We start from the raw sequence: 13,400 nt of genomic DNA, 5'->3' as shown, positions 1-13,400 counted from the left end.
CCGTGGACGTGCCAGGAGGATGTGTGTTCGCCAATCCCGAGGAACTGCTGCGATACCTCAAGAACGAGGACGTGAAGTTCGTCGACGTTCGATTCTGTGACCTGCCCGGCGTGATGCAGCACTTCAACCTGCCGGTCGAGTCCGTCAACGACGACCTCTTCACCGACGGCCTCGCGTTCGACGGTTCGTCGATCCGCGGTTTCCAGGCGATCCACGAGTCGGACATGCTCCTGCTCCCGGATGTCGCCACCGCGTTCATCGACCCGTTCCGGGCGCAGAAGACCCTCGCGCTCAACTTCTTCATCCACGACCCGTTCACCCGCGAGGCCTACAGCCGCGACCCGCGCAACGTCGCGAAGAAGGCCGAGGCGTACCTCGCGGCCAGCGGCATCGCCGACACCGCCTACTTCGGCGCCGAGGCGGAGTTCTACATCTTCGACTCGATCCGCCACGAGACCTCGGCGCACCAGTCGTTCTACTACATCGACTCGGTCGAGGGCGCCTGGAACACCGGCCGCGAAGAGGCGGGCGGCAACCTGGGCTACAAGACGGCGTACAAGGGCGGCTACTTCCCGGTTCCGCCGGTCGACCACTACGCCGACCTGCGCGACTCGATCGTGCGCCGGCTCGTCGACACCGGCTTCAACGTGGAGCGCTCGCACCACGAGGTGGGCACCGCCGGCCAGTCCGAGATCAACTACCGGTTCTCCACCCTGCTGCACGCCGGTGACCAGCTCCAGCTCTTCAAGTACATCGTGAAGAACGAGGCCTGGGCCAACGGCAAGACCGCGACCTTCATGCCCAAGCCGCTCTTCGGTGACAACGGCTCCGGCATGCACACCCACCAGAGCCTCTGGCTCAACGGTGAGCCGCTGTTCTACGACGAGACCGGCTACGCCGGCCTGTCCGACATGGCCCGCTGGTACATCGGCGGTCTGCTGCACCACGCGCCGTCGCTGCTGGCGTTCACCAACCCGACGGTCAACTCGTACCGTCGCCTGGTGCCCGGTTACGAGGCGCCGGTCAACCTGGTCTACTCGCAGCGCAACCGCTCCGCCTGCACCCGCATCCCGGTAACCGGCAGCAACGCCAAGGCCAAGCGCGTCGAGTTCCGCGTTCCGGACCCGTCGGCAAACGTCTACCTGGCCTTCTCGGCCATGATGATGGCCGGCCTGGACGGCATCAAGAGCAAGATCGAGCCGCCGACGCCCATCGACAAGGACCTCTACGACCTCCCGCCGGAGGAGTGGGGCGACGTCAAGCAGGTGCCGGGCTCGCTGCCGGCCGTGCTCGACTCGCTGGAGGCCGACCACGACTATTTGCTCGACGGTGGTGTCTTCACCCCCGACCTGATCTCCACCTGGGTCGACTGGAAGCGCGCCAACGAGGTCGACCCGGTGCGTCTGCGCCCGACCCCGCACGAGTTCGCCATGTACTACGACTGCTGAGCCTGATCAAGGCTCTGACCTGCACCAACAAGATCGCTACTGATCTTGGGTACAGGTTGGGTGCAACCTCGCGGACGGCGGTCATGCCCGGCTCACAGCCGGCGTGGCCGCCGTTTCGTGTTGACCGAGCGCACCGTCGATGAGCAGCCGCGTCCGGTCGAGCACGTCCGGCCACTCGTGGACGTAGGTGTTGAGCGTGATGGTCGGTGTGCTGTGGCCCAACGCGAGCTGCACCGTCTTCACCGACGCGCCCGCGTGGATCAGGACTGTCGCGTAGTAGTGCCGCAGTCCGTGTATCCCCCACCGCGCCGGCAGGCCGACGGCTTCCCGGGCGCTCGCCCACGTCCGCGAGAAGGTCGCCGCGTTGACTGGCTCGCCGCCGACACCCCGGAACAGCAGGCGTGCGGCCCGGCGGACCGGCCGGCGACGGTCCGTGTCGTCATCGACCTCGACCGCGTCGCACCCGTCGCCAGGTGGTGCCGCAACGCCACCGCCACGACGTCAGGCGGCGAAGTCGATGTCGTCCACCTCCAAGCCCAGGATCTCGCCCATGCGCAGCCCGCAACCGGCCGCGAGATAGACCGTCGCGGCCAACCGGGCCGGCAGCAGAAGCGCCAGGTCGTGCACCTGCTCCGCCGTGGGAAGGACCCGGCTCCCCCGGCCGACCGACGGAAGCCGAATGCCCTTGTCGCACGGGCTGGCCGAGATCAGCCGGTCCCGTACCGCCATGGCGAACATCGAACTGAGGTACGTGTAGACAGGTACCACAGGTCATCGATTGGCATGGCCTACGCCGCCTGCTCCGCGACCCAGGACCGCACATCCTGCGGGTCGTACCTCAGGTGCCGTCCGACCTTGGCCGCCGGTGGCCCGAAACGGCGGTGCCGCCATTGGTACAGGGTGCCCACCGGCACGCCGAGGAAGGCGGAGACATCCTCCACCGTCCACAGCCGGTCGACAGCGCTTGTCTGCCCCTGTGTGCTCATCGGTCCAGCGGCCACCACCAGGGCGACGGATGCCGATCAGGGCAGGAGTCGTAGCTGCGGCGCTTCGTGGCTCTGTGCAATCGGCGCGGAGCAGTGTTGGCAGGCAGCGGATTGTGGTCGGACGAGGTTCGTCTGAGTGGAGAACTCGCCAGGTTGGTCTTGCTCGGGGCAGTAGTACCCGAGGTAGTGGCGGACCCAAGGTTCGCGGGTCAGGACATGGGCTGGCTGGTCTCGCTTGGCGTCGTGGAAGGGTGCCCACCAGTAGTCCACCACCGCCCGAAGGGTTGTTCGGTCGCGCGCGTCGGTGTGGTCGAACGCCGCGATTCTGGCGGCGGTGTGGTGCTTGCCGGTCCCGCGGCCACTGAAGCAGACCGCCTGTTCTGCGCCCAGCTCGAAGCCTGTGGTGCGTCCGGTGCGTTCGCAGATGAAGCAGTCCAGGCTGAGCTCGAGCTTGCCGCGCCAGTGCAGGTTGTGGAACGGCGATTCTGGGACGGTGAGCGCGGTCCTGATTTCAACGGATCTCAGCACGGCTCAATCTTGTCAGGCATCCCGACTCACCAACACTCGGCGGAGTGTCACGCAGGTCGTGATACCGATCTGTCACGCAGGTCCTGAGGCCGGACACAGCGTCCTGCTGCTCCTCGGTGCAACCGCGATCCTCTGGTTCCAGACGAAGCCGCCGGATGGCCGATAGCTGACTCGGCAGGCGGAAACAGCCGTCGGGACCAACGCGAGGGCGATGCCTCCGGCGGGCAGGGCCTCCGGCCCTACGACCCGGGGATGGCCTCCGGCGGCCGGGGCTACTCGCCCCGGACCCTGGCGACTCTGGGATGCCTCGGCCGCGACCGGGTACCCGTCGCACACCGGAGGCCACCAGACCGCGCCGGGCGGAGCCTGCGCGACGGGATGCCGCACCGGTCACCATCGGAACCGCTCGCACACAACCCCACCCCATGATCGCTAGGAAGACGAGGGGTGCAGATGCCGTCTGGAAACAGTGGATGACGATGCAAGGTTATATGCGGCGTACAACCTGCTCAGCAGCTTGATCGATGCCATTCCCCCAGGTCAGCCGCCACGCTGACCTACCGGCCACCGACATACCTTCGCGTCCGTTATATTGTCCGGCATGGACACACCTCTGCGGGAACCCACGTTCCTCATCCTCACCGCGCTCGCCGGCGGGCCGCTGCACGGCTACGGGCTGATCGGCGAGGTCACCGCCCTGTCCGACGGGCGGGTGACGCTCCGCCCGGGAACCCTCTACGGCGCGCTCGACCGGCTTGTCGACGCCGGCCTCGTCGAGGTCGACCGGGAGGAGGTGGTGGACGGGCGGCTGCGCCGCTACTACCGGCTCTCCCCCGCCGGCGACGCCACGCTGACCGCCGAGACGGAGCGGCTCCGGCGCAACGTCGAGGCCGCCACCGCCCGGCTGGCCGCACGGGCTCGCGCCGCCCGACCGGCCACCCCGCGCCTCGCCGGAGGGCTCGCATGACCGACCTGGAGCGCCGCTACCTGCGCCTGCTGCACGCGTACCCCGCCGAGTACCGGCGTTCCCGCGGGGCCGAGATCGTCGGCACCTACCTGGACCTGGCCGCGCCGGGTCGCCGCTGGCCCTCCCTCGCGGACGCCGCGGACCTCCTGCGCGGCGGGCTCCGCCAGCGGGTACGCGCCGCCGGAGCAACAGACCTGATGCCGGGCGTACGCCTCGCGGCCGCCGTGGCCCTGCTCACCGCCAGCACGCTCGCCGGCATGTGGACGGTTCTCGAACTGCGCCCCGCTCCGCCGGGCTTCGGTGAACCGTCGGTCGGGCCGTTCGTGTCGCTCGGCATGGTGACGTGGGTCGGCTGGCTGCTCGCCGCGGTGGCGCAGGCGCTGACACCCGGCCGGTGGCATCGACGCGCGGTCGCGGTCGCGGTGCTCCTCACGGTCGCGCTCGTTCCCGCCGCCGCGCTCACCGGTCTGCCCCGCCCGCCGCTGTTCGTGCTGCTCCCCCAGGTCGGGCTGGGTCTGGTGGCGCTCGGCGTACCCGGCGATCGGCCGGTGTCGCTGCGGGTGACGCCGCTGGTCGCCGCCGTCGCCGGCCTGGCATTCGCGGTGAGCTCGGCGTGGGACAGTTTCGCCTGGACCTACCGCTCGGATAGTGCGGTGATGTTGCAGAGCGCCGCCGTGGCGATGCTCGTGGTGGCGGTGCTGCTCGCCGTCGGACTGGCGCTGCGCGGCGACCTCCGGGGTGTCTGGGCGACTCTGATCCTGCTCACCCCGGTGGGTCTGCTGGCCCTGCACCCGCTGGCCGGGGCGGCGGACGGCGTGCCGGCCGCGTTCGCTCCGAGCTGGACGGCGCTGGCCGTGACGGCTGGCCTGGTCGCACTGGTCGGCCCCGCCCTGCTGCCGGTGGCACTCGCCGCACGCGCCCGGCTGGTCCGCACCTCCACCCCCGGCCCGACCTGGAACACCCACCGCTGAACCGCCCGCGCGCACACCCTGGATGATCGTGCTCGATCCTGGATGTAGTGGCCTCGGCGCCACGACGGGGCCACTACAACCATGTTCGAGCGGGATCTTGAGCAGCGGGCGGGCGCTTCTGTCGGTGCCAGACCGGCAGGATGAGCGCGGTCAGGAGCAGGGCGGTCATCGCCAGGGCGCCGGGGGCCTTGGTGAAGCGCGCGAGATTCGTGCCGTCGGGCAGGGCGAGGAAGGCCGCCATCGCCGTCGGCAGCACGAACCACGTGGTCCGGGTGGCGGTGAGCGCGAGCAGCGCCAGCGGCCAGGTCGCGTACCAGGGATGGAAGACCGGGGACAGGGCCACCGTGGCGGCCAGGGCCAGGCCGGCGCCGTGCAGCGTGACCCGGGCGCGGACCGAGGCCGGATCACCCGAGGCCCGCAGGGCCCGCCAGGCCCTGCACCACAGGACCACCACCACGGCCGCGAGCAGCAGCAGCGCCACCGCCCGGACCACAGGCACCGCGTGCGGATCCCGCCCGACCAGCGCGCCGGCGTAGTCCGCCACCAGGCCGACGGCGGTCGGCGGCGACGTCCACTGCTCGGAGTCCCCGCTGCGGGTAAGCCCGGCCACCCAGCCGAAGCCGAGACCGGACAGCGCCGAGGTGACCAGCAGCGCGGCCAGCAGCCCGCCGACCAGAGCGCCGCCGTCGCGCAGCAGCGCCCGTACGGTGTGCCGGCCGTGCACCGCGGCCAGCGCGGCGAACGGCGTCACCACCACGGCGGTGGCCTTCACCGTCACGGCCAGGCCGAGCAGCGCACCCGCGACGAGCAGCGCCGCCGGTCGGCCCGGCCGCCTGACCACCACCAGCAGCCCGCACAGCAGCAGGCCCAGCATCACGGCGTCGTTGTGCGCTCCGGCCACCAGGTGGACGCCGACCAGCGGGGTGGCCAGCGCCAGCCAGACGGCCCGCCGGGTCGGCACGCCAGCCGCCCGCGCGAGGCCGGGCAGGCAGAGCGCGGCCAGCAGCAGCCCCGCCACGGCGATGACCCGCAGCGCCACGATCGTGCCGGTGAGCCCACCGCCGAGTGTGACCGCGAGGGCCGCGAGCAGGACGAAGACCGGCCCGTACGGAGCGGGTGTGTCCCGCCAGATCGGCGCCACCGCGTCCACCCACGGGCAGCCGGCCGCCGCCACGCCAACCGCGTACGGGTCGGCGCCGTGCGCGTACGTCCAGCCCTGACAGGCGTACGAGTAGACGTCCCGGCTGCCCAGCGGGGGCGCGACAAGCAGCGGCAGCGTCCACAGTCCGGCGGTGACGTACGCCCACCGGCCCGACGGCGCACCGGCGCGCAGTGACCACCAGGCCCCGACCAGCACCGCCGTGCCGATGAGCCAGCAGGTGAACGTGGCCGGGCCGTTCGGGGCTCGCCAGATCGACACCGGCGTCGCGCCCAGCGGGGCGTCGGGCAGCGCCCCACCGAGATACCCGGCGACGGTGAGCAGGGCCGAGCCGGCCAGTCCCGCGTACCGGGCGAGGCGCGCGCCGGGTTCGGTCACCGGCGCACCTTCCCTCAGTCGGCGGCGACCGGCTGACGGGCCGCCCGAGCCGACCGTACCAACCGGATGACCAGCACGATCACCAACAGCGTCATCAGCGGCGCCCCGACCGTCTTGGTGTACCGGGGCAGGCCGGTGCCGTCCGGCAGCACCAGGAACGACGCGACAAGCGCGACCACTATGAACCATCTGGTCCGCTGTGCGGTGGCCGCCAGCACGAACAGCGGCCAGGTCCAGTACCAGGGGTGCACCACGGGGGCGAGCGCGACGGTGAGGGTGAGCGCCAGACCGGCGTGATACAGCGGGTCGCGGGTGCGGGCGCGCCACCACAGCCAGACAAGCAGTACGGCCAGGAGGACCACGGCGATCCCGCGAGTTACCGGCAACGCGTCGATGTGACCGCCGAACAGCGCCGCCAGGTAACCGACCGTCTGCCCGACAGCGGTCGACGGGGATGTCCAGGCGATGGCGGCGCCGCCCCCGGACAGGCCGCCGACCCAGCCGAAGTCCAGCCCACCGGCGACGGTCGCACCGACCACGGCGGCGACCGCGCCGCCGACCACCCAGCCGCCGTCGCGGATCAGCGTCCGGAGCCGGTACGGCCCGGCGGTGGCCGCCAACGCGGCGAACGGCACCACCACCACCGCGGTCACCTTGATCGCCACGGCGACGCCGAGGAGCAGACCGCCGACCAGCAGCAGGCCCCGCCGACCGGGGTGTGCCGCCACCACGGCCAGCCCACCGACAAGCGCGGCGAGCATCAGCACGTCGTTGTGGGGACCACCGATCAGGTGCGCGGCGACCAGCGGGGAACCCAACGCCAGCCACACCGCCCGCTTCGCCGGCACACCGGCCCGACGGGCCAACGCCGGTAAGGCCCACGCGGTGAGCAGCACGCCGACCAGCGACAGCGCACGGAACAGCACGATGCTGGCGGTCAGCGAACCGGTGACCTCCACCACGGCGCCCGCGATGAGCACGAAGAGCGGCCCGTACGGCGCCGGGGTGTCGCGCCAGATGACCGAGACCGAGTCCAGCCAGGGGCAGGGCAGCGCGGAGACGCCCTGCTCGTACGGGCTGATGCCGCCGACGAAGCTGGCGCCCTGGCAGGCGTAGGCGTACACGTCGCGGCTGCCGAAGGGCGGCGCGATCAGCAGTGGCAGCAGCCAGAGCCCGACGGTGACGAGGGCCCACCGTGTCGAGGGTCCCCCGTCGCGCAACGCCCACCAGGCGTACGCCATCAGGCCGGTGCCGACCGCCCAGGCGGCCAGGATCAGCGGGCCGTTGGGCCCCTGCCAGATGCTGACCGGGGTGCTGCGCAGGGGGCCGCTGGGGAACGCGCCGCCGAGAAACGCGGAGAACGCGAGCAGCGTCGAGCCGGCCAGGCCGGTCCAGCGCGCGAGGTGGGAAGGCACGCCCGACATGCTGCCAGCAGGTCGGCGGAGCGCTGACGGCAGGCAGTCAGCAGTGGTTCGCCGGCTTGAGCCCGCTGGTGATCGAGTAGTCGCCGGCCTCGCGGACCCGCAGCTCGGTCCACCCGTCCGCGCCGGGGCGCAGACAGCCCTTCGGGCCGTTCAGGGTCAACCAGCGCGACCAGCGCACCCGAACCGGCACGTCACCGGGCACGGCAGTCAGCCGGACCATGCCCCGGTCGGCGGTGACGAGCTGTCCTGGAGTGCCCACCAGTGGTGTCGGGTCGACCACGGCGTACATCTGCCAGGTCTTGTCGCGCCAGACCTCGCGCAGGTACGGCAGGCCGGTGCGGATCAGCGCGGCCTCGTCGCGCCCCCACCGGTCGGCGGGAGTGTTCGCGAGTGCCACGTAGGTCACCGCCTCGTGACGTAGCCACTGCTCGTACGTCTGCGCGTTCAGGGTGCCGTCGTAGAACAGCGCGTTGCGGTCGCTGTCGACCTGGCGTTCCCAGCCACGGGCCAGCGGCACGCTAGGTGGAAGGTATGCCGATTCCCAGTGGTCCCGCAGGGGCACCACCTCGACCCGCCCGACGGGCTGCCGTCGGTCGAGTTCCGCGACGAGCGGGCGGTGGAACGCCTGGGCGCTCTCGGCGGCGCCGGCCCGGGTGACGTCGCTCAACATCACCGGGGACTGCCACCAGACCGTCGCAGCGAGCAGCCCGGCAAGCCACGTGCCGGGCAGCGGCGCGTACCCGGCCAGCACGGGCAGGGCGAACAGCATCGGCAGTCGTAGCGCGTTGGACCCGATCGGGCTGGGGACGTAGTAGGCCCCGACCAGGAGCAGCACCGTGAGCGCCGCCCCGATGCGCAACACCCGGCGTCGGCGTGGCAGCACGGCCGCCACCAGCACCGCGAGCGCGACGTTGATCCGCATCGACTCTGCCGAGTACGGCTGGGTGCCGCCGTTGCCGAAGAGGAATGCGATCGGGGCGAGGGTGGCGGCGGGCGCCACGGCCAGGACGAACCCCTCCCCCAGTGGTCGTTCCGCCCGCAAGCCTCGCGGTAGGGAACGGCCCGGTCCGCCACCGGTGCGCAGCGCGGACAGCAGCAATGCCGCGCCGGCCAGTCCGGTGAACAGACCGGCGACCGGGCTCGCCGCGGTCGCCAGGGCCGCGCAGACTGCGGCGAGCGTCAACCGGATCCAGCGCGACGGGCGGTCCACGCTTACCGCGCAGAGCGCCAGCAGCCCGAACGCCAACCCCACCGCGAAGGTGATGCGACCGCTCGCCAGGTTTCCGACCAGCACCACGGCGCCGAGGACGCCGGCCAGCAGCGGCCGACGGGCCCGGTTACGGGTGAACAGCCAACCCAGCGCGGCAGCGCCGACCACGGCGGCGACCGCGCCCAGCGGACGCACCCCGATCAGCGCACCCAACCGCGCCGTGAAGAGGCTGTAGCCGTATTGGTTGACGCCGCCGTACCAGCCGAGGTCGAGCGGCGTGGCACCGTACCGGTCGGCGAACTCGGCGCGGGCCACCTGGGCTGCGAGGTCGGTGCCCATCCGCGGCGCGAGCAGGAACGCGACGGCGAGCACGAGCGCGGCCCCGGTCGCCGCCGCCCAGGCCGCCTGCGGGGACCGCGTGGCCGGGCGGGTCGACGCTTCAGGCATTCAGGACCCGTTCCGTCGCGGCGCGGGAGCGCCGGCCGGTGCGCAGGTACTCGTCGAGGAACTCCCCCGGGTCGTCGCGGCCGAGCAGCCGGACCACCCCGGCCAGCTCCACCCCATGCCGGGGCAGCTGGTCACCGGGCCGGCCCCGGACCAGCATCAACGCGTTGCGGACCTGCGCGGCCAGGGACCAGCCGGCGGCCATCTCCGCGGCGTCCGCCGGGTCGATCAGGCCGGCCCGCTCGGCCGCCGCGAGGGCATCGAGGGTACGCGTGCCGCGCAGCGCCGGAACCGCGCCCGCGTGCCGGAGCTGAACGAGCTGGACCGCCCACTCCACGTCGGCCAGCCCGCCCCGGCCCAGCTTGGTGTGGGTTGCCGGGTCGGCGCCGCGCGGCAGCCGCTCGGTCTCCACCCGGGCCTTGATCCGGCGGATCTCCACTACCTGCTCGCGGGTCAACCCGTCCGCCGGGTAGCGCACCGGCTCGATCATCGCCTCGAATTCGGCGCCCAGGTCGGCGTCACCGCAGACGAACCGGGCGCGCAGCAGCGCCTGCGCCTCCCACACCCGCGACCAGCGGGCGTAGTACTGCGCGTACGCGGCGAGGCTGCGCACCAGCGGCCCCTGCCGGCCCTCCGGACGCAGGTCGGCGTCGACGCCGAGCGGCGGGTCGGGCGCGGGCACCCCGAGCAGTCGACGCAGCTCCTCGGCGATCGCGTGCGCGGCGGCGCTGGCGGCGCTCTCGCTGGCCCCGGCGGGCGGGTCGTAGACGAATAGCACGTCGGCGTCGGAGAGGTAGTTCGACTCGTACCCGCCCAGCCGGCCCATCCCGATCACGGCGAACCGCAGCCCCTCCGGGGCCGGCTGGCTGGCCCGGGCGGCGCGTAGCGCGGCGGCGAGGGTGGCGTCGGTGACGTCGGAGAGCGCCGTACCGACCTCGGTGATGTCGGCCAGGCCCGGGGCCGGCCGGTTCGTGCCGTCCGGCCGGGTCGGGGTGGGGGCGAGCGCGCCCGCGCGGCAGAGCAGGTCGGCACAGGCCACCCGGACCAGTTCCCGGCGGCGCAGCGCCCGCACCGCGCTTGTCGCCTCGACCGGGTCGGTGTGTCGGGCCGCCGCCGCCAGGAAGCCCTCCCGGAGGATCTCGCGGGGGCGCGGCGCCAGCTCGTTCTCCTCGGCCAGCAGTCGCAGCGCCTCGGGGTCGCGGGCGAGCAGGTCGGCGACGTACCGGGAGAGGGCCAGGACCCGGGCCAGCCGCCGGGCGACGGGACCGCCGTCGCGCAGCAGCCGCAGGTACCAGGGGGTGCTGCCCAGCTTGTCGGAGACCCTGCGGTAGTTGAGCAGCCCCCGGTCCGGCTCCGGCGCGTCGGCGAACTCGCTCAGCAGCACCGGCAGCAGGGTCCGCTGGATGGCCGCCGTGCGGCTCACCCCGCCGGTGAGCGCCTGGAGGTGACGCAGCGCCCCGGCCGGGTCGGCGAAGCCGAGGATCTCCAACCGGTGTCGGGCCGCCTCCGGGGTGAGTCGCAGCCCGTCGGCAGGCACCCGGGCCACCGACTCCAGCAGTGGCCGGTAGAGCAGCTTGGCGTGCAGCCGGCGTACCTCGGTGGCGTGGGTGACCCACTCGGCCCGGAAGCTCTCCACGGCGCTGCGTCCCGGCGTGGCAGTGAAACCCAGCGCGGCGGCCAGCCAACGCAGCGCGGACGGCTCGGTGGGCACGGTGTGCGTACGGCGCAGGCCCTGCAACTGGAGCCGGTGCTCGACGCTGCGCAGGAAGCGGTAGCCGCGCAGCAGCGACTCGCCGTCGGCGCGGCCGACGTAGCCGCCGGCGACAAGCGCGCGCAGCGCCGGGATGGTGCCCGGGGCCCGCAGCGTCTCGTCGCCGCGGCCGTGCACGAGTTGCAGGAGCTGGACGGCGAACTCGATGTCGCGCAGCCCGCCGGGACCGCGTTTGATCTCGCGTTCCAGCTCCTTCGGCGGGACGTTGTCGATGATCCGGCGGCGCATGGCGCGGACGTCCTCGACCGCCTCGGGTCGTTCGGCGGCCCGCCACACCAGCGGAGCGAGCTGGTCGATCCACTCCTGGGCCAGCGGCAGGTCCCCGGCGGCCGGACGGGCCTTGAGCAGCGCCTGGAACTCCCAGGTGCGCGCCCACCGCCGGTAGTAGGCCAGGTGGCTGGCGAGGGTACGCACCAGCGGACCCCTGTTGCCCTCGGGCCGCAGCGCGGCGTCGACCGGCCAGGCGACCATCCCGCAGATGTTGATCAGCCGGGCCGCCACCAGTGTCGCGGCGGGCAGGTCGGCGTCCTCGGCCGCCACGAAGATCACGTCCACGTCGGAGACGTAGTTCAACTCGCCGCCGCCGCACTTGCCCATCGCCACCACGGCCAACCGGGGTCGCTCGGTGCCCTCCGCCAGCTCGTCGACGGCGATCTCGTACGCCGCGGCAAGCGTCGCGTCGGCAAGCGCCGACAGCGCCGCCATGGTCTGCTCCAGGGCCCGGCCGCCGGTGAGGTCGGCCGCCGCGATCCGCAGCAACGCCAGCCGGTACGCGGCCCGCAGCACCGCCACCGGGTTGCCGTCGCCTGCCGGTTCCAGGCGACCCTCGGCGATCGGCGCGAGCCCGTCCGGGGCGGTGCGCAGCGACAGACAGTGCTCCGGGTTGGCCACCAGGTGGTCACCGAGCGCCGACGACGCGCCCAGGACGGCGATCAGCCGACGCCGCAGCCCGGGATCGGCGTGCAGCTCGGCGATCAGCGGCGAGCCGCCGCTCGCGCCGGCCGTCGTGCCGCCGGTCGTGCCGGCCGCGGTACCGGCCGTCGTGCTGCCCCCGGCCGCGGTGCTGCCGGCGTGGGCTCGGCGTTCGGCCTCGACGACGCGGTGCAGTTGGCGCAGCGCCAGGTCCGGGTCGGCGGCCCGGGACAGCGCGGCGAGCAGCTCCGCGGCCGTCTCGTCGACCGGCTCCTGTTCGACAGGCTGCCAGAGTCCCAGCCCGTCCGGGCCGAGCAGGTCGGCGGCGCGGGCTCCCCCGTCGCCGTCGGCGACGCCGAAGCCGTAGCGGGCGAGCCGGCCCGGTGCCCTCGTCGGCCGGCCCATCAGTGCCCGAGCAGCGGCAGGCCACGCCGCGTCGTGCTGTCGTCCAGCTCGCCGAGGGCCAGCGCCGCGAACCGGGCGGCGAACGGCTGCCAGACCTCCTCGACGTCGACCATCACCGAGTCGCACGCCGCCACGACCAGCTCCGGGTCGTAGCCCAGCTCGGCGAGCTGGGCCGAGTCGGTGGCCCAGTCGGCGATCATCGCGGTGTCGCACTCGATGTGGAACTGCAGCCCCCAGGCTCGGTCGCCGAGCCGGAACGCCTGGTGCGGATAGCGGGTGGAGGCCGCCAGCAGGGTGGCGCCCCGGGGCAGCTCGGTGATCTCGTCGGAGTGCCACTGGAGCACGTCCGGGATCAGCGGCACGTACCGGAACAGCGGGTCGCCCTCGGCGGCGTCCCGCCGACCGACCACGCCGGGGCCAATCTCCGGCCCGGACGGGCTCCGCTCGACCAGCCCGGCGTGCGCGGTGGCGAGCAACTGCGCGCCCAGGCAGACGGCCAGGGTGGGCACCCGGTACCGGACCGCCTTGCGCAGCAACCCCTCCACGGCCGGGAACCACTGTGCGCCGGGCGAACCGTCCGGCAGCGGGTACGCCTGCTGGTCGCCGCCGAGCACCACAAGCGCCGCGTACCCCTCCAGGTCGGCGGGGAGTTCCTCACCGGCGTGCGGGCGGACCACCCGCAGCTCCAGCCCAGCCTCGGTCAGCCACTCGCCCAGCCGGCGTGCGTCGTCGGTCGGGTCGTTCTCGATCACCAGCGCGGTTGCCACGCGTCGAGGCTAGCCGGTACGTCCCACAAC

General features: G+C 73.0%; 12 protein-coding genes. 3 read left to right on the top strand and 9 right to left on the bottom strand.

Translation table 11 applies throughout. The features are described from left to right. Window positions 1-23 precede the first annotated feature (23 nt). Window positions 24-1,448, top strand: coding sequence for a type I glutamate--ammonia ligase (gene glnA / locus ACGFIE_RS18765; protein WP_007463290.1), 1,425 nt, complete (start codon window positions 24-26; stop codon window positions 1,446-1,448). Between the two features lie 81 nt (window positions 1,449-1,529). Here glnA and ACGFIE_RS18760 read toward each other — a convergent pair whose 3' ends face one another. The 4 genes from ACGFIE_RS18760 to ACGFIE_RS18745 all read right to left on the bottom strand — a co-directional run bounded on the left by ACGFIE_RS18760 (window position 1,530) and on the right by ACGFIE_RS18745 (window position 2,962). Further along, window positions 1,530-1,844, bottom strand: a complete 315-nt coding sequence (locus tag ACGFIE_RS18760; protein ID WP_393296406.1) for a tyrosine-type recombinase/integrase — start codon at window positions 1,842-1,844, stop codon at window positions 1,530-1,532. Between the two features lie 105 nt (window positions 1,845-1,949). Next, a complete protein-coding gene (locus ACGFIE_RS18755; RefSeq protein ID WP_393296161.1) occupies window positions 1,950-2,177 on the bottom strand; it encodes a hypothetical protein in 228 nt (75 codons plus the stop codon). A gap of 59 nt (window positions 2,178-2,236) precedes the next feature. Beyond that, the gene (locus ACGFIE_RS18750) at window positions 2,237-2,434 is read right to left on the bottom strand and encodes a helix-turn-helix domain-containing protein (protein ID WP_306273756.1); all 198 of its coding nucleotides are present in this window, start codon (window positions 2,432-2,434) and stop codon (window positions 2,237-2,239) included. A 36-nt stretch (window positions 2,435-2,470) separates the two neighbouring features. After that, complete coding sequence (locus ACGFIE_RS18745) at window positions 2,471-2,962, bottom strand: hypothetical protein (protein ID WP_393296159.1); 492 nt, start codon at window positions 2,960-2,962, stop codon at window positions 2,471-2,473. Window positions 2,963-3,563: 601 nt separating this feature from the next. Between ACGFIE_RS18745 and ACGFIE_RS18740 the strand changes: the two genes are divergently transcribed. Both ACGFIE_RS18740 and ACGFIE_RS18735 read left to right on the top strand, forming a co-directional pair. Then, complete coding sequence (locus ACGFIE_RS18740) at window positions 3,564-3,929, top strand: PadR family transcriptional regulator (protein WP_393296157.1); 366 nt, start codon at window positions 3,564-3,566, stop codon at window positions 3,927-3,929. Then, complete coding sequence (locus tag ACGFIE_RS18735; protein ID WP_393296156.1) at window positions 3,926-4,900, top strand: hypothetical protein; 975 nt, start codon at window positions 3,926-3,928, stop codon at window positions 4,898-4,900. The genes ACGFIE_RS18740 and ACGFIE_RS18735 overlap by 4 nt, the downstream gene beginning before the upstream one ends. Before the next feature lie 73 nt (window positions 4,901-4,973). On the opposite strand, the gene mptB (ACGFIE_RS18730) is transcribed toward ACGFIE_RS18735, so the two are convergent. From mptB (ACGFIE_RS18730) to ACGFIE_RS18710, 5 genes are read right to left on the bottom strand one after another with little or no spacing between them, the layout of a single operon-like run. Then, window positions 4,974-6,437 (bottom strand): polyprenol phosphomannose-dependent alpha 1,6 mannosyltransferase MptB, encoded by a 1,464-nt coding sequence (gene mptB, locus ACGFIE_RS18730; protein WP_393296154.1) that lies wholly within the window; start codon window positions 6,435-6,437, stop codon window positions 4,974-4,976. A gap of 14 nt (window positions 6,438-6,451) precedes the next feature. Next, a complete protein-coding gene (mptB, locus tag ACGFIE_RS18725) occupies window positions 6,452-7,861 on the bottom strand; it encodes a polyprenol phosphomannose-dependent alpha 1,6 mannosyltransferase MptB (protein ID WP_393296152.1) in 1,410 nt (469 codons plus the stop codon). A 37-nt stretch (window positions 7,862-7,898) separates the two neighbouring features. After that, window positions 7,899-9,518, bottom strand: a complete 1,620-nt coding sequence (locus ACGFIE_RS18720) for a hypothetical protein (protein WP_393296150.1) — start codon at window positions 9,516-9,518, stop codon at window positions 7,899-7,901. After that, a complete protein-coding gene (locus tag ACGFIE_RS18715; RefSeq protein ID WP_393296148.1) occupies window positions 9,511-12,603 on the bottom strand; it encodes a bifunctional [glutamine synthetase] adenylyltransferase/[glutamine synthetase]-adenylyl-L-tyrosine phosphorylase in 3,093 nt (1,030 codons plus the stop codon). Before ACGFIE_RS18715 ends, ACGFIE_RS18720 begins: the two co-directional genes overlap by 8 nt. Then, the gene (locus ACGFIE_RS18710; RefSeq protein ID WP_393296146.1) at window positions 12,603-13,370 is read right to left on the bottom strand and encodes a type 1 glutamine amidotransferase; all 768 of its coding nucleotides are present in this window, start codon (window positions 13,368-13,370) and stop codon (window positions 12,603-12,605) included. The genes ACGFIE_RS18715 and ACGFIE_RS18710 overlap by 1 nt, the downstream gene beginning before the upstream one ends. Window positions 13,371-13,400: the final 30 nt, after the last annotated feature.

This window comes from Micromonospora sp. NPDC049275, from assembly GCF_043197115.1.
Classification (GTDB): Bacteria; Actinomycetota; Actinomycetes; order Mycobacteriales; family Micromonosporaceae; genus Micromonospora.
Note: the sequence above shows the minus strand (reverse complement) of the source record. Positions and strands in the feature narration are given on the sequence as shown.